The organism is Nonomuraea antimicrobica, assembly GCF_039536965.1.
GTDB lineage: Bacteria > Actinomycetota > Actinomycetes > Streptosporangiales > Streptosporangiaceae > Nonomuraea > Nonomuraea antimicrobica.
This window is the reverse complement of sequence record NZ_BAAAZP010000149.1, coordinates 56,387-73,416: the sequence shown is the minus strand read 5'-3', so window position 1 is coordinate 73,416 and position 17,030 is coordinate 56,387. Positions and strand designations below refer to the sequence as shown.

15 protein-coding genes and 1 riboswitch are annotated in these 17,030 nt (G+C 67.4%); of the genes, 6 read left to right on the top strand and 9 right to left on the bottom strand.

Annotation, left to right across the window (positions count from 1 at the left end; genetic code table 11):
* Window positions 1-15: 15 nt before the first annotated feature.
* Window positions 16-954: a sugar phosphate isomerase/epimerase family protein gene (locus ABD844_RS36965; RefSeq protein ID WP_344888623.1), complete on the bottom strand. Its 939-nt coding sequence runs from the start codon at window positions 952-954 to the stop codon at window positions 16-18.
* Window positions 955-1,578: 624 nt separating this feature from the next.
* On the opposite strand from ABD844_RS36965, the gene ABD844_RS36960 reads away from it, so the two are divergent.
* Both ABD844_RS36960 and ABD844_RS36955 read left to right on the top strand, forming a co-directional pair.
* The gene (locus ABD844_RS36960; RefSeq protein ID WP_344888620.1) at window positions 1,579-1,821 is read left to right on the top strand and encodes a hypothetical protein; all 243 of its coding nucleotides are present in this window, start codon (window positions 1,579-1,581) and stop codon (window positions 1,819-1,821) included.
* A complete protein-coding gene (locus ABD844_RS36955) occupies window positions 1,803-2,453 on the top strand; it encodes a hypothetical protein (protein WP_344888617.1) in 651 nt (216 codons plus the stop codon). Before ABD844_RS36960 ends, ABD844_RS36955 begins: the two co-directional genes overlap by 19 nt.
* Window positions 2,454-3,062: 609 nt before the next feature.
* Here the strand turns inward: ABD844_RS36955 and ABD844_RS36950 are convergent.
* Complete coding sequence (locus ABD844_RS36950) at window positions 3,063-3,443, bottom strand: nuclear transport factor 2 family protein (RefSeq protein ID WP_344888614.1); 381 nt, start codon at window positions 3,441-3,443, stop codon at window positions 3,063-3,065.
* 87 nt (window positions 3,444-3,530) lie between these two features.
* On the opposite strand from ABD844_RS36950, the gene ABD844_RS36945 reads away from it, so the two are divergent.
* Window positions 3,531-4,322, top strand: coding sequence for a helix-turn-helix domain-containing protein (locus ABD844_RS36945; RefSeq protein ID WP_344888611.1), 792 nt, complete (start codon window positions 3,531-3,533; stop codon window positions 4,320-4,322).
* 209 nt (window positions 4,323-4,531) lie between these two features.
* Here ABD844_RS36945 and ABD844_RS36940 read toward each other — a convergent pair whose 3' ends face one another.
* The 5 genes from ABD844_RS36940 to ABD844_RS36920 form a co-directional block, all read right to left on the bottom strand.
* Window positions 4,532-7,033: an ATP-dependent Clp protease ATP-binding subunit gene (locus ABD844_RS36940; RefSeq protein WP_344888608.1), complete on the bottom strand. Its 2,502-nt coding sequence runs from the start codon at window positions 7,031-7,033 to the stop codon at window positions 4,532-4,534.
* Between the two features lie 1,257 nt (window positions 7,034-8,290).
* On the bottom strand, window positions 8,291-8,623 hold the full coding sequence (locus tag ABD844_RS36935; RefSeq protein WP_344888605.1) for a histone-like nucleoid-structuring protein Lsr2: 333 nt from the start codon (window positions 8,621-8,623) through the stop codon (window positions 8,291-8,293).
* A 512-nt stretch (window positions 8,624-9,135) separates the two neighbouring features.
* Window positions 9,136-9,624: an RDD family protein gene (locus ABD844_RS36930; protein WP_344888602.1), complete on the bottom strand. Its 489-nt coding sequence runs from the start codon at window positions 9,622-9,624 to the stop codon at window positions 9,136-9,138.
* A gap of 113 nt (window positions 9,625-9,737) precedes the next feature.
* Window positions 9,738-11,120, bottom strand: coding sequence for an RDD family protein (locus tag ABD844_RS36925; protein ID WP_344888600.1), 1,383 nt, complete (start codon window positions 11,118-11,120; stop codon window positions 9,738-9,740).
* Window positions 11,121-11,205: 85 nt separating this feature from the next.
* The gene (locus tag ABD844_RS36920; protein WP_344888598.1) at window positions 11,206-11,775 is read right to left on the bottom strand and encodes an amino-acid N-acetyltransferase; all 570 of its coding nucleotides are present in this window, start codon (window positions 11,773-11,775) and stop codon (window positions 11,206-11,208) included.
* Between the two features lie 277 nt (window positions 11,776-12,052).
* Window positions 12,053-12,204: riboswitch (cyclic di-AMP (ydaO/yuaA leader) on the top strand.
* Window positions 12,205-12,296: 92 nt separating this feature from the next.
* Here ABD844_RS36920 and ABD844_RS36915 point away from each other — a divergent pair.
* Window positions 12,297-13,253 (top strand): C40 family peptidase, encoded by a 957-nt coding sequence (locus tag ABD844_RS36915; RefSeq protein ID WP_344888596.1) that lies wholly within the window; start codon window positions 12,297-12,299, stop codon window positions 13,251-13,253.
* A 27-nt stretch (window positions 13,254-13,280) separates the two neighbouring features.
* Here the strand turns inward: ABD844_RS36915 and ABD844_RS36910 are convergent, their stop codons facing one another.
* A complete protein-coding gene (locus ABD844_RS36910) occupies window positions 13,281-13,493 on the bottom strand; it encodes a LuxR C-terminal-related transcriptional regulator (RefSeq protein WP_043615366.1) in 213 nt (70 codons plus the stop codon).
* A 145-nt stretch (window positions 13,494-13,638) separates the two neighbouring features.
* Between ABD844_RS36910 and ABD844_RS36905 the strand changes: the two genes are divergently transcribed.
* Entirely contained in the window at window positions 13,639-14,901 is a 1,263-nt protein-coding gene (locus ABD844_RS36905; protein ID WP_344888592.1) for a cytochrome P450, read from the top strand.
* Here ABD844_RS36905 and lysX read toward each other — a convergent pair.
* Entirely contained in the window at window positions 14,885-16,342 is a 1,458-nt protein-coding gene (lysX, locus tag ABD844_RS36900) for a bifunctional lysylphosphatidylglycerol synthetase/lysine--tRNA ligase LysX (RefSeq protein WP_344888900.1), read from the bottom strand. The two genes, ABD844_RS36905 and lysX, sit on opposite strands and share 17 nt — an antisense overlap.
* A 171-nt stretch (window positions 16,343-16,513) precedes the next feature.
* On the opposite strand from lysX, the gene ABD844_RS36895 reads away from it, so the two are divergent.
* Window positions 16,514-16,996, top strand: coding sequence for a hypothetical protein (locus ABD844_RS36895; RefSeq protein WP_344888589.1), 483 nt, complete (start codon window positions 16,514-16,516; stop codon window positions 16,994-16,996).
* Window positions 16,997-17,030: the final 34 nt, after the last annotated feature.

The window sequence follows — 17,030 nt, the reverse complement described above, 5'->3', positions numbered from 1 at the left end:
CGGGCACCAGAGGGCCTATGCGGCGAGTTGCAGCCCGAGGCTGGTCAGGTTCGTCCGCGCCCAGGCCAGTTCCTCGGCCAGCAGCGACACCAGCGCCCCCGGCCCCTTGGCCCGCCCCGGGACGGTCAGGTTGTGCGTCTCGACCTCGATGTGCGCGCTTCCGCTCACCGCGCCCGACAGCATGGCCGTCAACGTGTCCTGCAGCACCGCGCCCGTGCTGGGCGTCTCACCCGTGTGGTTGTGTACGTGGCCGAGCTTGACCACGGGCGCCCCGGCCTCGGCCAGCCCCTTCAGCGCCGCCCCGGGCTCCTCGGCCCCGCAGGCGAGGTGGCAGGCGTCCAGGCAGACGCCCAGGTGCTCGGAGTCGATGCCGCCCACCCGCTCAAGCGCCTGCTCGGTGGTCTCCAGCACGCACCCGGGCCACGGCTCGAACCCGACTCTGATCGTCTTGCCGGTCGTGCTGTAGATGCCGCGCAACTCGCGGGCCAGCCGCTCCAGCCGCCGGGTGGCGATGGTGTGCAGGTCTGTGGGCCAGTCGCGGCGCCAGCCGATCGGGATCGTCGAGATGCTGCCGAACCGTACGTCCTCCGGCAGCAGGAACGCCAGGATCTTGGCCAGCGCCATGGTGTAGCGGTAACGCTCGGGCTTGGCCCAGTCGGGGCCGGGGACCTCCTGGTTGCGTCCGCCGGTGCCGTTGAGGCTGACGACCTCCAGGCCGCGCTCTTCCAGGGAGCGGCGCAGCCGTACGAGCTCGATGCGGTCGGCCGTGAGGTGGTCGGCCACGCTCGGGGACAGCCACAGCCCGATGCCCATGCGCTCCACGCCCAGCCGCTTGCGCACGGGGACCGCGTAGCGGGTCAGGTGCGCGATGAGGTTCTCCAGATCCTCAGCGGGGTGGACGCCTGCGTTGTAGGCGAGGTGAACGAGCGTTCCGTCATTGTGACGCAGGCGCATCGGTTTCCTCCACGGCTTGCATTAGTGTTCCCGTCGCCCGCCTCGGACGTGCGAACCCTGTGAGCTTGCCTGCCTGCCGGTGGCGTGCGCGTCCGCCCTGAGTTGACTGTTTCCTACTCCCGAGGGAGCAGCCTCAGCTTAGGATCACGCTGTTGTGGCTCACGTGGATGAGACTGGCTTGCTCTACGGAGTGTAGTACTACTCGCCGTGGCGGGATACCCACCCATCCAACAATTACGCAACGACGGCAACTTTCTCACTTCTCGACCTCCGGCAAGTGCGAATTTCCCACGATGCCCGTGTACGCCGCCCAAACTTCCGGTCGACGACCGCCACCCGGAGGCCGGAGTCCGTGCCCGACCCCGACGTGCCAGGCGCGCAGAAACCATCTCAGCCCCGCCCACAACCGACAGGCCGCCACCACCCCGCCCAATGCCGCCGCTGCTCACCGAAGTCGGCAGTTGCTCACGCCGGTTGTCATGACAATTGATCGTTGATCTTGTCATGCCGACGATTCGGGATGATCGACATCGGGTCAGGCGACAGGAGCGGCCGACCGGCCGGCCCCGGTCCGCGCCTGGTCACCGGTGGGTACCGGAAGCCGCGGCTATCAGAGAGAAGGCCATGACAACGCCACAGGACGCGGTCACCAGAGCCCATCGCCTGATAAGAGGCGGCCGCATCGGGGAGGCCGCCGAAGTCCTGCGCGTTGCGGCCGATGACGGCGACGCGTCCGCCGATCGGGAGCTCGGTCGGCTGCTGACCTTGCGCCGGGATCGGGCATTCTTCCGCCCGAATGAGCGCTGGGAGGCGGAAGAACGCCTGACCGTTCGGGCGGAGGCGATCCCGTGGCGGCCTGCGCCCTGATCAACCTGTATGCGACGGCCGCCGCCGAGATCCGTCAGGATTGCGCCCCAGACTCCTGGGACCCTTGGGAGGAGGAGAAGGCCGCGCGGATGGCGCACTGCCGGGATCGGGCGGTGGAGCTGTGCAACCGAGTTCTTGCCGCTGACGCACCGAGCTGGACGGCGGCCAGCGCCATGGTCGCCTTCCTCTACGACGAGTGGACTTGGCATCAGGACCTGGACCATTGGGAGGATCCGGAGGAAGAAGAGGATGCGAGAAGCCGGCTGCTCGACGAGTTGGCTTCGGCCGCCGAACGGGCCCTGGCACTCAATTCCGATGACGCGGCGGCAGCGACAGCACTGGCCGAAGCATCACTGGCGTCGGGCGACTCACCCCCGGCATCCCCCATGCCCGTCTCCACGAGCGGACTCGGATGCTTCTCCCTCTCGCTCGTCGTGCTGGGCGAGAAACACGGGGATCAGGTCGGCGAGTTCGAAGAGACGATCATCGCTTCCGATCCGGTCGACCTGTTGTGGGCCGTTCCAGGCATGACGTGCCTGGACGCCGAGCTCGACTTCGAGCCCGGCCACCTGGCGATTTCGAGCCCGGCCACCTGGCGATCCATCGGCCGGGGCGGCACGTCGAGTCGCTGACGCAGCCCGACGGCGCGGATCTCCTGAGCTGGTTGCGCGAGGTGGTGCCCGATCTGCCCGAGCCCGTCATGCCGAACGGACAGCCCGTGGCTTCGGGGTCGACGGTCAAGCGCTACGGCTACAACGCGACCGGCACGGACCGCTGAGTCCCCGAAATCGCCGTACCGGCCAGAGAAGAAGCACCGGTGTCAGGACGGGCCCAGCCGTCGACCACTGCGCCAACGACCCACTCACCTCGCTCAACACCCCGGACGGCGAGATCGGCCGCCGACTCGGCGATCCCTACCCGCCCGACCCCACGCTGAGGGACCCCTGCCGCGCAGGCTTCGCCACGCGGGCACCACCACCCTCGCCCTGGTTGTCAGCACCCCGCCCTTCGTCGAAGGTCCGGCCGTGGCGCGCGGCGGGCTGGGCGTGCCGGTGTGCGGCCTGGCGAGAGGGCGGATGCCGGGTCTCGTCGACTCCCCGGGTGCCGTCGGACCCGGGTGCCGTCCGACATGGAACTGCCTCCGCGGTTGCGACGCCTCGCCCTTCAAAGAGTGGCGCGGCAGATCATGTGGGATCAGGTGCTGTCAGGTTCTGCAGTCGCCAGGAGGACTTTCTGTCCGCTCAGAACATTCCCTGGGGAACCTGAGCGGCGTCCGGCACCGGCTGGACGACATCCCAGTGCTCGACGATCTGCTCGTCGACCAGCCGCCAGATATCGACGACGGCGGTGCCGCGCGGGTCGTCGTCCGTGACCATGTGGTAGTGCATGACCACGTGATCGCCGTCGGCGATGACCCGTTTGAGGTCGAGCCGGGCGCGGGCCACGGGAGCCTCGGCGATGTACGCGATGAACGCCTCCCGCCCAGAGGGATTGCCCGGGCTGTGCTCGATGAAGTCCTCTGCCAAGAGGGTACGGAGCACGTCGATGTTCCCCGCCGCGAACTGGGTGAAGCCGTGGAGGGCGAGTTGCTTGTTGCGTGCGGCCTTGCTGTTGTCGCTCATACGGGTCACCGTCCCAGCCGCCGTCCGCCCCTGTCGATTACATGGCATGTAATCGCGGTGATCGAGAGGCGGGGCGATAATCGCCGTATGAAGCAGGACCGGCCGGTCGGTGAGCTGCTGCGCGAGTGGCGGCACCGCAGAGGGCTCAGCCAGCTGGATCTGGCGATTCAGGCGGAGGTGTCCGCCCGGCACGTCAGCTTCGTGGAGACGGGACGGACCATTCCCAGTAGCCCGATGGTGATGCGTCTGGCCGAGCATCTGGGCGTGCCGTTGCGGGAACGCAACCGCCTGCTGGTGGCGGCCGGGCACGCGCCCGTCATCCGGGAGCGGCCGCTGGAAGATCCGCACCTGGCCTCGGCGCGAAATGTCCTGGAGCAGATCCTGCGGGGGCACGAACCGTATCCGGCGCTCGCCGTGGACCGCCACTGGAACCTGTTGCTCGCCAACACCGCGATCGACGTCTTCCTGGAGGACGTCGATGCGGCGTTGCTGCGGCCTCCGGTCAACATGATGCGGCTGGGCCTGCATCCAGGCGGGTTCGCGCCGCGGCTGCGCAACCTCGGGCAGGTCCGCGCCTACCTGTTGCCCCGGCTCGCCCGCCAGGTGGCGCAGGCCGGCGATGCGGAGTTGAGCGCGCTGTATGAAGAGCTGCTGTCCTACGGCCCCGACGACGATCCGCCGCCGCCCGATCCCGCCGACATCGCACTGCCCATCCGCATCTGTCATCGCGGCGCGGAGCTGTGTTTCATCAACACCATCACCACGTTCGGCGCCGCCTTCGACGTCACGCTGGAAGAGATCGCCGTCGAGGCGTACTTTCCCGCCGATGACGACACCGCCCGGTTCTTCCGGGCGGAAGCCGCAGCACGTTCTGCATGAGAGCCTCAGGCATGTCCCGGCCATGCACGTCTACCCGTACATGGCTCCGCAGGTGAAGCCGTACGGGGACATGCGGCTTCCTTACCTGCGGGCTTCCAGGGCGGAAGGCGCGGCCAGCCACCCCAACGCCGCCCCAACATGCGGAAAGCCCTCGCGTGAGGGTGAGAGACCTCACGCGGGGGCTTTCGTCAGACCGGACGGGCTGGGCGTCAGTTCTGGATCGGGGCGGCGATCGCCGCCGCCGAGTCCGGGATCTTCGCGACGGACTCGCCCCTGAAGATGAACTTGGCGTTGTCGCCCTCGCCCTCCACCGTCACCTTCACGACCTGACCGGGCCGGAGCTCGCCGTAGAGGATCTTCTCCGACAGCGAGTCTTCCAGCTCCCGCTGGATCGTCCGGCGCAGCGGCCGGGCGCCCATGACCGGGTCGTAGCCGCGGTCGGCGAGCAGCTGCTTGGCCTCGGGCGAGACGTCGAGCCCCATGTCGCGGTCCTTCAGCCTGCCGTCGACCTGGGCGAGCATCAGATCCACGATCTTGATGATCTCGTTCGGCGTGAGCTGGTGGAAGACCACGATGTCGTCGACACGGTTGAGGAACTCGGGCCGGAAGTGCTGCTTGAGCTCCTCCTGAACCTTCGCCTTCATCCGCTCGTAGTTGGACTCGGTGTCGTTGGACTTCGCGAACCCGACCCCGATGCCCTTGGAGATGTCGCGGGTGCCGAGGTTGGTGGTCATGATGATGACCGTGTTCTTGAAGTCGACCACCCGGCCCTGGGCGTCGGTCAGGCGACCGTCTTCCAGGATCTGCAGCAGCGAGTTGAAGATGTCGGGGTGGGCCTTCTCGATCTCGTCGAACAGGACCACGGAGAACGGCTTGCGCCGCACCTTCTCGGTGAGCTGGCCGCCCTCCTCGTAGCCGACGTAGCCGGGAGGCGAGCCGAACAGCCTGGAGACGGTGTGCTTCTCCATGAACTCCGACATGTCCAGGCTGATCAGAGCGTCTTCGTCACCGAAGAGGAACTCCGCCAGGGCCTTGGACAGCTCGGTCTTGCCGACGCCGGAGGGACCGGCGAAGATGAACGACCCACCGGGACGGCGCGGGTCCTTCAGACCGGCGCGGGTGCGCCGGATGGAGCGCGAAAGGCCCTTGATGGCGTCGTCCTGGCCGATGATCCGCTTGTGGAGCTCGTCCTCCATGCGGAGCAGGCGCTGCGACTCCTCCTCGGTCAGCTTGAAGACCGGGATGCCGGTGGCGGTCGCCAGGACCTCGGCGATGAGCTCCTGGGTGACCTCGGCCACGACGTCCATGTCGCCGGCCTTCCACTCCTTCTCCCGCCGCTCGCGCTTGAGCTGGAGCTGCTTCTCCTGGTCGCGGAGGGCAGCGGCCTTCTCGAAGTCCTGCGCGTCGATCGCGGACTCCTTGTCGCGGCGCACGTTGGCGATCTTCTCGTCGTATTCGCGCAGGTCGGGCGGGGCGGTCATCCTGCGGATGCGCATCCGGGACCCGGCCTCGTCGATGAGGTCGATCGCCTTGTCGGGAAGGTAGCGGTCGCTGATGTAGCGGTCGGCGAGCTGCGCGGCGGCCACCAGCGCGTCGTCGGTGATGGACACGCGGTGGTGCGCCTCGTAGCGGTCGCGCAGACCCTTGAGGATCTCGATCGTGTGGCTGAGTGAGGGCTCGGCCACCTGGATCGGCTGGAAGCGCCGCTCCAGCGCCGCGTCCTTCTCCAGGTATTTGCGGTATTCGTCGAGCGTGGTCGCGCCGATGGTCTGCAGCTCGCCGCGGGCCAGCATCGGCTTGAGGATGCTGGCGGCGTCGATCGCGCCCTCTGCCGCGCCCGCGCCCACGAGCGTGTGCAGCTCGTCGATGAACAGGATGATGTCGCCGCGGGTGCGGATCTCCTTGAGCACCTTCTTCAGGCGCTCTTCGAAGTCGCCGCGGTAGCGGGAGCCGGCGACCAGGGCGCCGAGGTCAAGCGTGTAGAGCTGCTTGTCCTTCAGCGTCTCGGGCACCTCTCCCCTGACGATCTTCTGCGACAGGCCCTCGACGACGGCGGTCTTGCCGACGCCGGGCTCGCCGATGAGAACGGGGTTGTTCTTGGTCCTCCGGGAGAGGACCTGCATGACCCGCTCGATCTCCTTCTCGCGGCCGATGACCGGGTCCAGCTTGCCCTCGCGGGCGGCCTGGGTCAGGTTGCGGCCGAACTGGTCGAGCACCAGGGACGTGGACGGGGCCGACTCCTGGGGGCCGCCCGCCGCGGCCGGCTCCTTGCCCTGGTAGCCGTGGAGCAACTGGATGACCTGCTGCCGTACACGGTTGAGATCAGCTCCAAGCTTGACCAGCACCTGAGCCGCCACACCTTCACCCTCACGGATGAGCCCGAGCAGGATGTGCTCGGTGCCGATGTAGTTGTGACCCAGTTGCAAAGCCTCACGGAGCGACAGCTCGAGGACCTTCTTGGCCCGCGGGGTGAACGGAATGTGCCCCGACGGAGCCGATTGGCCCTGGCCAATGATCTCCTCGACCTGCTGGCGCACACCCTCAAGGCTGATGCCGAGGCTCTCCAGAGCCTTGGCGGCCACGCCCTCACCCTCGTGGATCAAGCCAAGAAGAATGTGCTCAGTGCCGATGTAGTTGTGGTTGAGCATCCTGGCCTCTTCTTGGGCCAAGACGACAACACGCCTCGCTCGGTCGGTGAACCTCTCGAACATCTCGTCGCTCCTCACAGAGCGGTCAGTCAGGCCGGTAAATCCGGTCCCGTCCTCCCGCATGCTAGCCCTGGCTCGGCGAACCGTGCCCACTGCCGCTGACACGCTCTATAGCAGAGACGTTCCCCGAGAGCAGGGCGTTCACCCTCCATCCAACTACTGTTCGGGGGTGACGTGTTCCCGATACGCCGCAAGCGAACGATGTTTGGGACGCTTCGCGGAAGCGGCTGAAATTGCCACCCACGGCGTAGACGGATGCCTCCGGAGACCGGGCTCGAAGCCAGCGAGGGGACGCCGCTTCGCCCGCGCATCTCAGATGCCACGTCCGTATCTGTTACGCAATCATCCTATGTGGTCACACGATGCTTGGCCAAGCGACGGCGCTGTGCCCTGAGCACAACGCGGCACGCGCCGCGCACCGCGCCTCGCACCCCAGCGTCGGCCCGCGCGCGCCCGTACTGACGGTAATCGGTAATCCGCATCCGGTCAGCCGGGTTACCGAACCGCACCGCGCATCATGAGACGTACCTTGAGACCCTTGAGACACAGTCCATGAACGTTGCACGGCATTCGCCACCACCGCTTGCAGTTGCAGGTGCACGGCAATCGCAATCTGGCACACTCACGAGACAGCCGGATTGTGCGCGGACGCCTGGGGAAGAGAGATTGCGCGAGCGACGCTCATACTTGCGGCTTATGCCCGGCCCGGCGCCTCTAGACGGGCGCGATATCAAGAGAGCCTACATATCAGGGGACACCGGGTTTCACCGGCGGGACACCAGTCAGGATCGCGCTTTAGCGCTACAGCGCGTGAAGGGGCACCGGGCTTAACCGTGCCGATGATTTTGCGATGGCGCGTTCCACAACCGGTTCCGTGACCGCTTCCTGGGACCGGCATGCCCGTCTGCGGAGGACTCGGCAATGCCGCCCCCGTACGGCAATGTGGACGACCGGCACGCCATGCGCCGGGGTCGCGTGAATGAGGTATGCCCGCCCCAGGCGGCATTCGGCGCGCACGCGGGCACGAGGTCAACACAGACGCCATCACGGACGTCGTCGCATATGCGGGCGCCCGCCGGTGAAACGGCGCCACGGACGGGCCTGAACGCGCACGCCCAAAACGCCCGCATATGAGAGCCTCAGGAGACCGTCCTCCGGGACGGCCCGGGTTTCCGGAACACCCCAGAAACGATCATGCGCTTATGGCGGCCGCCGGGGTCCAAGGCGAGCATCATAAGCGCATGGTCGAGAGACGGCTCCTTAGTGAGCAGCTTCGTACTTCTCCACGACGGTGGAGGCGATGCGGCCGCGCTCGCTGACCGGCAGGCCGTGAGCCTTGGCCCACTGCCGGATCTCCGAGCTCTTCTCGCGGCTCATCGCACGGGTGCCGCCGCGACCGCGACGGCGCGTGGCCACGGCTCCCGCCCTGCGCGCGTGCTGCACGAAAGGCGTGAGGGCGTCCCTCAGCTTCTTCGCGTTAAGGTCGCTGAGGTCAATCTCATAGGTGGAGCCGTCAATAGCGAAGCTGACCGTCTCATTGGCCTCGCCCCCATCGAGGTCATCGATGAGAATCTCCTGGATCTGCTTGGCCATGTACGCAATCCTTTCGCGGAGCATTGTTTCATTCGCCTGCCCAAACATATACCCGGAAAGGCGCTGAGACAATTCAGCGTACGGGGATTCGGCTGAGTCGCCGATCAGTTGTGGCTCTCGGGCTGATCCTCGCGGTTTCGACGGCCCCCCACAGCCTCGGACCGGACCAACTTCACTACGCCATAGATGAAGGCGCCGCCCACCACGACCGGTGGGATGAGCGCTGACAATACGTCTGTTAGGGCTTCCATTCGGCCTCGCCTCCACGGCTTGCGGGGTTTCGGGGGCGCATTAAGCGCCTGGAGCGTCGCCACAGGGAGCCCTGGCCCCTCATGACACGCGGGCGACAACCACCCGTACCCGACCATAGCGGCACACAGATGCCCTGCGTGTCGCAGGGGCGCCAAGATCCGGCAACCCGGACGCCCCATAGCCTAATGCCAGTCTCTCCAGGCTCCTTACCGGATCAAGCGAAAATTTTGCGAAAAGACATCGCCCCAGGTACGCCCGGCTCAGCGAAGATCTTTTACCACCCGCGTTCCGGCCAGTCTGTCGTGCGGCCCCCGCTCGAGCGGCTTGTCGACCAGGATGAGCAGCCCCACCCCGAACAGCAGCATTCCGGCCAGGAGATTGGCCACCGGAATGCCCATGAGCAACACCGGGGCGGGATAGACCAGGGCTCGTTTGAGCAGCGCCAGGGGCGCAAGACCGGCCGGCGCGAGGCGAATCCGCATGATCGCCTTACCGAAGGTACGGCCACGCCGGCAATGCGCCCGCCAGTCGTAGCCCGCATAACCCAGCCCGCCCACCAGCCACGCCAGCACGCCGGGCAGCCGCCCGTCGAACACGTCGAGCCCGCCGACAGTTCGGAAGACGCCCCACAGCACGATGAACAGAATGTAATAGATGACCCCGAAGACGAGCGCCTCAATCAGCCGGGCGGCGAGTCGTTCCCACCATTCCGCGGGTGGCCCGTCCAGCCGCGCCACCGTCCCGGCCATAACTCCACCTCACGTCGTCGACGGCGCCGATCACGAACCATTTTCGTACGGACCCGCGGGCAAAACACAGGGGCCGGCGGGAAGCCGGCCCCTGTGTTTTGCGTCGTGACGGATTACTTGATCTTCACCACGACCGTGCCCGCGATCTTGTCCGCGAACGTCTGCTGCAGCGGCTTGTCCCAGAGCTGCGAGGCGCCGTTGAGCGCCACCACGACCCAGGCGAGCAGCCCGGTGATGATGGGGATCGGGATGGCGTTGATGACCCAGCCACCCCAGGTGACCCCGGCGCGCATGAGCGCCATGTTCGTGGGGAGACCGGCCGGCGACAGAGCCTGACCCACGGGGACGACCTTGATGCCCATCACCATCTTGCCGATGGTCTGGCCCTTCATCTTCAGCAGGACGAAGTCGAAGGCCACCCAGAGGGCCGTCACGATGACCCCCGAAATGATCGCCGCGACCGTGCTGGTGAGGAACCCGCTGCTCGCGCCGTCCAGTGAGGAGTAACTGGCCACCGCGAACAGGCCGATGATCAGGCCCACCACGAAGTTGAGCACGAGCAGGATCACGAAGTCGATGATCCTGGCCACCAACCGCTGCCACCACTCCGCCAGCGGCGCAGGGGCCCCCGGAGGCTGTACGCCGACCGGCGCGCCGTAGCCCTGCTGCCCGTAGCCGGGCTGCTGGCCGTAACCGCCCTGGCCGTACGCCTGCGGCTGCCCGTAGCCGGCCTGACCGTACTGCTGCTGGTCGCCGTACTGGGCCTGCTGGCCGTACTGCTGCTGGTCGCCGTACCCGGGCTGCTGGCCGTAGCCGGGTTGGGCGTAGCCGGGCTGCGACTGCTGCTGCTGGCCGTAGCCCTGCTGCGGGTAGCCCTGCTGGCCGTACTGCTGGCCCGACTGCGCCTGCTGACCGTAGCCCTGCTGCCCGTAGTCGGGCTGGGACTGTGGCTGCTGCCCGTACTGCTGGCCCGATTGGGGCTGCTGGCCGTAGCCCTGCTGCTGGCCGTAGTCGGGCTGGGACTGGGGCTGCTGGGCGTACTGCTGGCCGTAGTCGGGTTGCGACTGCTGCTGCTGACCGTAGCCCTGCTGACCATAACCCTGCTGGCCGTACTGCGGCTGCTGGCCCGACTGGGGCTGCTGGCCGTAGCCGTACTGCTGCTGTTGCTGCTGACCGTAGCCCTGCTGGCCGTAGCCCTGCTGCTGGTCGTAACCCTGCTGCCCGTAGCCGGGCTGCGAGGGCTGCTGCTGGCCGTACTGCTGCTGCTGACCGTATTGGGGCTGCTGCTGGCCGTAGCCGTACTGCTGTTGCTGCTGTTGCTGCTGTCCGTACTGGGGCTGCTGCCCATAGGCGTCGTCCGCCCGGTAGCCGATCACAGTCGCGTCCGGGTCGGGTTCGCCGGGGTGGCGGCCCGCGTTCTGCTGCCCGTACGGGGTGCCGGGTGCAGAATTTTCGCCGGATGGGTCCTGTGGATACGGCGGCTGTCCGGTGCTCACCGTGTCACCTCGCTTCGAGTGCGCATGTGGCACGTGTCAGGACACATGCCTGTGCTGCCCAACGTATCGACATAGGTATCAACAATCACCTTTCCATCAGGTCAGGGTCCGCGTCACCCGATGTCAGATGGAGCAGCATGCGGGTGTTACCCAGGGTGTTCGGTTTCACGTGTTCCAGGTCGAGGAACTCCGCCACGCCCTCGTCGTACGAGGCCAGGAGTTCGGCGTACACCTCGGGGGAGACCGGCGTGCCCTGTATAGGGCGAAAGCCGTGCCTCGCGAAGAAGTCGACCTCAAAAGTCAGACAGAATACACGTCGCAGACCCAGATCCGTCGCCTGCTGTATGAGCGCCGAGACGATCCGATGGCCGACGCCCTTGCCCCGGCACTCAGGATCCACGGCGACGGTGCGGACCTCGGCGAGGTCTTCCCAAAGCACGTGGAGCGCACCGCAGCCGACAACCTGCCCGCCCCGCTCTGCCACCCAGAACTCCTGTACGTCTTCGTACAGGGTCACCGTGGCCTTCTCCAGGAGCCGCGGACCAGCGCCCGCGTAGGTGTCGACGAGACGTCTGACCGAGCGCACGTCGGGCGTGCGGGCACGCCTGACCACCACCGCGGTCTCCGGCATCGTCAGTTCCGCCACCTGCTCCATGGCTCTCCAGGGTACAGATGTCATTACGGCTCGGCCCTAACTCCCATGTCTCGGCCTATCTTGTTACATCGTGTGGCCATGCGTGCACGAAACCCGCGTGCCCCCTCGTTCTGGCGGAACCAACGGCAAAGAGGACATAAAGTCAGTTCTGCACGGTTGGGCACGAGATCACCTTGTGACCCTTCAGTTGCGAAACCTCTACAGACTCGGCAGTTGTGGTTGAGCCCGAACCTGGAGTGCATTAGTGTCCAGCGACGATGTTCGCCGCGTGTCGCATGCGGCGAACCCGCCCAATCCTCGCAAGGGGAGCCGGGGACCCGCCGGTGGCGTCCTCCCAGCGCCACCAACTGGGGTGAATCCGACCCGTTCGGTAGGGCTGCTCCGGCCCGAACCCGCCAGCTAACCCGGTAGGCGTCGACGAGAGGAGCTGGTTGGTGAAGCGCACGCTCAACCGCGGGGGGAAGCCGGCGGGCAAGCACGCCCGCCCTCGTGAACAGGCGCGGCGACCACGCCTCTTCGGTGTGGTAAGTGTCACAGTCGCCGCGTTCCTGATCGCCGTCCCCGTCGGCTCGGCGTCCGCCGACCCCAAGCCCTCGCTGCAGGACCTGGCCAAGCAGGTCGAGCAGATGCACACGGAGATCGAGACGCTGTCCGAGGACTACAACGGCCAGCGGGAGAAGCTCAAGGCCGCCGAGAAGACCGCCGACGCCGCACAGAAGACGCTGGCGACCAGTCAGGCCGATTTCGAGGCCAAGCGCGCCAAGGCCGCCCTGCTCGCCGAGAACGCCTACATCACCGGCGGGCTGAGCAGGGCGCTGGCGTTCACCACCTCCGCCGACCCCGACACCTTCCTCGACAGCGCCGCCACCACGTACGTGCTGGAGCAGCAGCAGGGCGAGCAGGTCAACCAGGTGGCCAAGGCCAGGGAGGCCGCCGAGCGCGCCCAGGCCGGCGCCAAGACGCGCATCGAGGAGGTCGAGAAGCTCGTCAGCGACCTCGACTCCAAGCGCGACAAGATCACCAAACTCGTCACCAAGGTCGAGAGCAACCTGTTCAAGCGGGCCCTGGGCGAGGCGGGCCGGTCCGGCACGCGGGCCCAGCGCGTCAACCTGCCGATCGCGGGCAGCGGCAAGGCCGCGCAGGCCGCCCGCTGGGCGCTCACGCAGCAGCTCAAGCCGTACGTCTGGGGCGCCGAAGGGCCCAGCTCCTACGACTGCTCCGGCCTCGTCATGGCCGCCTACCAGAAGGTGGGCATCTCGCTGCCGCACTACACCGGCAGCCAGTGGACCGCGGGCAAGCACATCGACCGCTCCGAGCTGCGGCCGGGCGACCTGGTGTTCTTCTACAACGACCTGCACCACGTGGGCATCTACCTCGGCGGCGGCATGATGGTGCACGCGCCGCAGACCGGCGACGTCGTACGGATCGCCTCGATCGAGGGGCGCCCGTGGGCCGGCGCGGTACGCATCGCCAACTGAGCCCGGCATCGGCCGGATCTCCCGTCGCTAGATCAACTGGCGGCGGGCCGCCCAGGCCACGGCCTCGATCGCCGTGGCCACGCCGATGCGGTCGCAGATGCCCCGCAGCCTCCGGCGTACCGTACGACCGCTGATATCCAGTCGTCTGCCCACCCGGTCTACCGTGACCCCCTTGGCCAGCTCCGCCAGCAACGCCAGATCCGCATGGCTCAGCTCAACGCCTTCAGTGAGCACATCCATCGGGAGCCCTCCCCCCCAACAGCAGAACTTGGGCCTCTCGACCGGGCCCAAGTCGCTCCTCGCAGACGGTAAACGCATCGCGGAAAGGTCGTCAAGCATGACAATCGCCACTCTTGACGAGCGCTATTGACATGATCCGAAATGTGTGACGTACTCGCGATATGTCGGCATCGATCGGTCCACGATGAGCGACCCCGTCGAGCCTTCCGCCGTTCCGGATCAGCCGTCGACGAGCCCGGCCGACGTTCTGGGTTTCGATCCGTTCGATCGGGAGTTTCTGCGCGATCCATATGCGCGTTACCGCGAGATGAGCGCGCGCGGCGCCCTCTTCCGTACGCCCGGCGGCCTGCTCGTCGCCACCACCCACGAGCTGTGCTCGACGCTGCTGCGCGACCCGCGCTTCGGCCGCGGCCCAGGCGGCGGGCCCAACAGAGACCCAGGTCAGCCCGTTGAGTCGTTCCTGTGGATGGACCCGCCCGACCACACCAGGCTGCGCGCGCTGGTGAGCAGGGCCTTCACCCCGCGCATGATCGAACGGCTGCGCCCGCGCGTCGAGGCGGTCACGGCCGAGCTGATCGACGCGCTGCCGGAGGAGGCCGACCTCGTGGAGGGGCTGGCGTACCCGCTGCCGGTCACGGTGATCAGCGAGATGCTCGGAGTGCCTCAGGAGGACTCGGAGCGCTTCCGTGGCTGGAGCGAAATCCTGGCCCGCGGTCTTGACCCGATGCTTACAGACGACCTCGTATCGGAAACCGGGCGGGCCGGAAGGGAGTTTCGCGACTACTTCCGCGAACTCGCCGCGCTCAGGCGCCGCCGCCCCGGGGACGACCTGCTGAGCGCCCTGACCCAGGTGCGCGAGCTGACCGAGCCCGAACTGCTGGCCACCTGCGTGCTGCTGCTCGTGGCCGGGCACGAGACGACCGTCAACCTCATCGGCAACGGGGTGTTCCACCTGGTGCGGCACGGCCTGCTGGGGCACGCCGCGCAGCGGCCCAAGCAGGTCGTGGAGGAGGTGCTGAGGTACGACCCGCCCGTTCAGCTCACGTCGCGGGTGGCGCTGGAGGACGCGGAGCTGGGCGGCGTGGCGGTGCCCAAGGGCGCACCCGTGCTCGCCGTGATCGGCGCGGCCAATCGCGACCCGGCGGTCTTCCCCGACCCCGAACGCTTCGACGTGACCCGGGAGCCCGGCCGGCACGTCGCCTTCGGGCTCGGCATCCACTTCTGCCTGGGAGCCACGCTGGCCAGGATGGAGGGCGAGATCGCGCTGTCGGCGCTGGCCTCGGCGGCGCCCGGGCTGGAGCTGGCCGTCGCCGCGCCGCCGTACAAGGCGAACGTGGTGCTGCGCGGGCCGGCCCGCCTGCCCGTCAGGCTGCGGCGGACCGGCGCCCGTGTCACTGTGTCGGCTTGACCAGCGGGAACAGGATCGTCTCGCGGATGTTCTTGCCGGTGAAGGCCATGATCATCCGGTCGATGCCGGCGCCCATGCCGCCGGTGGGCGGCATGGCGTATTCCAGCGCCTGTAGGAAGTCCTCGTCGAGCTGCATGGCCTCCACGTCGCCGCCGGCGGCCAGCAGGGACTGCTCGACCAGCCGCCGCCGCTGCTCGATCGGGTCGTTCAGCTCGGAGTAGGCGGTGCCCAGCTCGGTGCCGAACCCGATCAGGTCCCACTTCTCGGTCAGCAGCGGGTCGTCGCGGTGGTTGCGGGCCAGCGGCGAGGTCTCCAGCGGATAGTCCATGACGAACGTGGGCTGCACGAGCGTGTGCTCCACCAGCACCTCGAACAGCTCCTGCACCAGCTTGCCCGCGCCCCACTTCGGATCCCAGTGGATCTCGCGCCGGTCGGCCAGCTTGCGCAGCTCTTCCAGGGTGGTGGCGGTGGTGATCTCTTCGCCCACCGCCCGCGACACCGCGTCGTAGAGCGTGATGCGCGGCCACTCGGCGAGGCCCAGGTCGATCTCGGTGCCCTCGTGCACGACCACCGTGGTGTCCAGCGCGGCCACGACGGCATTCTGGTACATGCGCTGGGTCAGGTCGGCCATGTCGTTGTAGTCGAGGTAGGTGCCGTACGCCTCGATCATCGTGAACTCGGGGTTGTGCGTGGAGTCGGCGCCCTCGTTGCGGAAGTTGCGGTTGATCTCGAAGACCTTCTCGATGCCGCCCACCACGAGCCGCTTGAGGTAGAGCTCGATCGCGATGCGGAGGTAGAGCTCCATGTCGTAGGCGTTGATGTGGGTCTTGAACGGCCGGGCCGCGGCACCGCCGTGGATCGGCTGCAACATCGGCGTCTCGACCTCGAGGTAGCCCTCCTCGTGCCAGAAGTCGCGCACCGCGCGCACCGTCGCGCTGCGGACCCGGGCCATCTTCCTGGCATCGTCGTTGACGATGAGGTCGACGTAGCGCTGACGCACCCGCGCCTCGGGGTCGGTGAGGCCCACGTGCTTCTCCGGCAGCGGGCGCAGGCACTTGGCGGTGATCTGCCAGGAGTCGGCCAGGATCGACAGCTCGCCCCGGCGCGAGGTGATGACCTCGCCGACCACGCCCACGTGGTCGCCCAGGTCGACCTCGCGCTTCCAGCTCGCCAGGGACTCCTCGCCCACCTTGTCTAGCGAGATCATGACCTGGAGGTCGGCGCCGCCGTCGCGCAGCGTGGCGAAGCAGAGCTTGCCGCCCACGCGGTTGAGCATGACGCGCCCCGCGACCCCGACCTTGTCACCGGTCGCGGTGTCGGGCTCCAGGCCCTGGTATTTCTCCCTGACCTCGGCGTTGGTCGCCGTGCGTGGGAAGGTCACCGGGTAAGGGTCGACGCCCTCGCTGCGAAGGCGGTCGAGCTTCTCCCTCCGGATGCGCATCTGCTCGGGAAGTTCGTCGCTCACACCATCAAAGGGTAGGGGATATGGCGAACTGCAAGGGCTCGTCGGCTCTCTGCAGGGTCGCTGCAAGAGTCCTCGATTACCAATGTCCCACGAGCTCAGGGGGGAGCCGGCAGGGAGCCGGCCCACAGGGGAGCTCAGGGAGATGAGATGTTCAAGAAGATCGCGACCGGCTTAGTCGCCGCAGCCGCCGCCACCGCCGTCGCCCTCTCGCTTCCGTCGGCCGCCAGCGCCACCGCCTCGTCCGACTCCGACGACTACTCCGAGTACTGGGGCCCCGTCTACGCCAAGCAGTACCTCGCCAAGGCGCAGGGCTGGGTCGGCGTCAACTGGGACCACGACGGCGAGTCGAACGAGGTCACGGTCAACGGCCGGCTGTACGACCGGGACAACCGTACCTACAAGCAGGGTGGCAAGTGCGCGTACGTGAAGTTCGAGGCCAGCGACTTCGACCACGACTGGTCCCCGGTCTACTCCAAGAAGTACTGCGGCTACCCCGGCTACCAGAAGTTCTCCTTCCAGGAGCACGACGTCTTCAGCCTGCGGGTGAAGGTGTGCCAGATCGGCCAGTACAGCAAGTACCCGACCAAGTGCGGCCCCTGGGAGTACCTCTACACCGCCGAGAGCGAGTGACCCCGGACGAAGGCGAGCGGCTCCCGCGGCGGCG

What these genes read in the sequence shown, in the direction of transcription:
- ABD844_RS36965 (WP_344888623.1), bottom strand. Translation starts at nt 954, where the DNA reads ATGCGCCTGCGTCACAATGACGGAACGCTCGTTCACCTCGCCTACAAC.
- ABD844_RS36960 (WP_344888620.1), top strand. Translation starts at nt 1,579, where the DNA reads ATGACAACGCCACAGGACGCGGTCACCAGAGCCCATCGCCTGATAAGA.
- ABD844_RS36950 (WP_344888614.1), bottom strand. Translation starts at nt 3,443, where the DNA reads ATGAGCGACAACAGCAAGGCCGCACGCAACAAGCAACTCGCCCTCCAC.
- ABD844_RS36945 (WP_344888611.1), top strand. Translation starts at nt 3,531, where the DNA reads ATGAAGCAGGACCGGCCGGTCGGTGAGCTGCTGCGCGAGTGGCGGCAC.
- ABD844_RS36940 (WP_344888608.1), bottom strand. Translation starts at nt 7,033, where the DNA reads ATGTTCGAGAGGTTCACCGACCGAGCGAGGCGTGTTGTCGTCTTGGCC.
- ABD844_RS36935 (WP_344888605.1), bottom strand. Translation starts at nt 8,623, where the DNA reads ATGGCCAAGCAGATCCAGGAGATTCTCATCGATGACCTCGATGGGGGC.
- ABD844_RS36930 (WP_344888602.1), bottom strand. Translation starts at nt 9,624, where the DNA reads ATGGCCGGGACGGTGGCGCGGCTGGACGGGCCACCCGCGGAATGGTGG.
- ABD844_RS36920 (WP_344888598.1), bottom strand. Translation starts at nt 11,775, where the DNA reads ATGGAGCAGGTGGCGGAACTGACGATGCCGGAGACCGCGGTGGTGGTC.
- ABD844_RS36910 (WP_043615366.1), bottom strand. Translation starts at nt 13,493, where the DNA reads ATGGATGTGCTCACTGAAGGCGTTGAGCTGAGCCATGCGGATCTGGCG.
- lysX (WP_344888900.1), bottom strand. Translation starts at nt 16,342, where the DNA reads ATGCGCATCCGGAGGGAGAAGCTCGACCGCCTTCGCAGCGAGGGCGTC.
- ABD844_RS36895 (WP_344888589.1), top strand. Translation starts at nt 16,514, where the DNA reads ATGTTCAAGAAGATCGCGACCGGCTTAGTCGCCGCAGCCGCCGCCACC.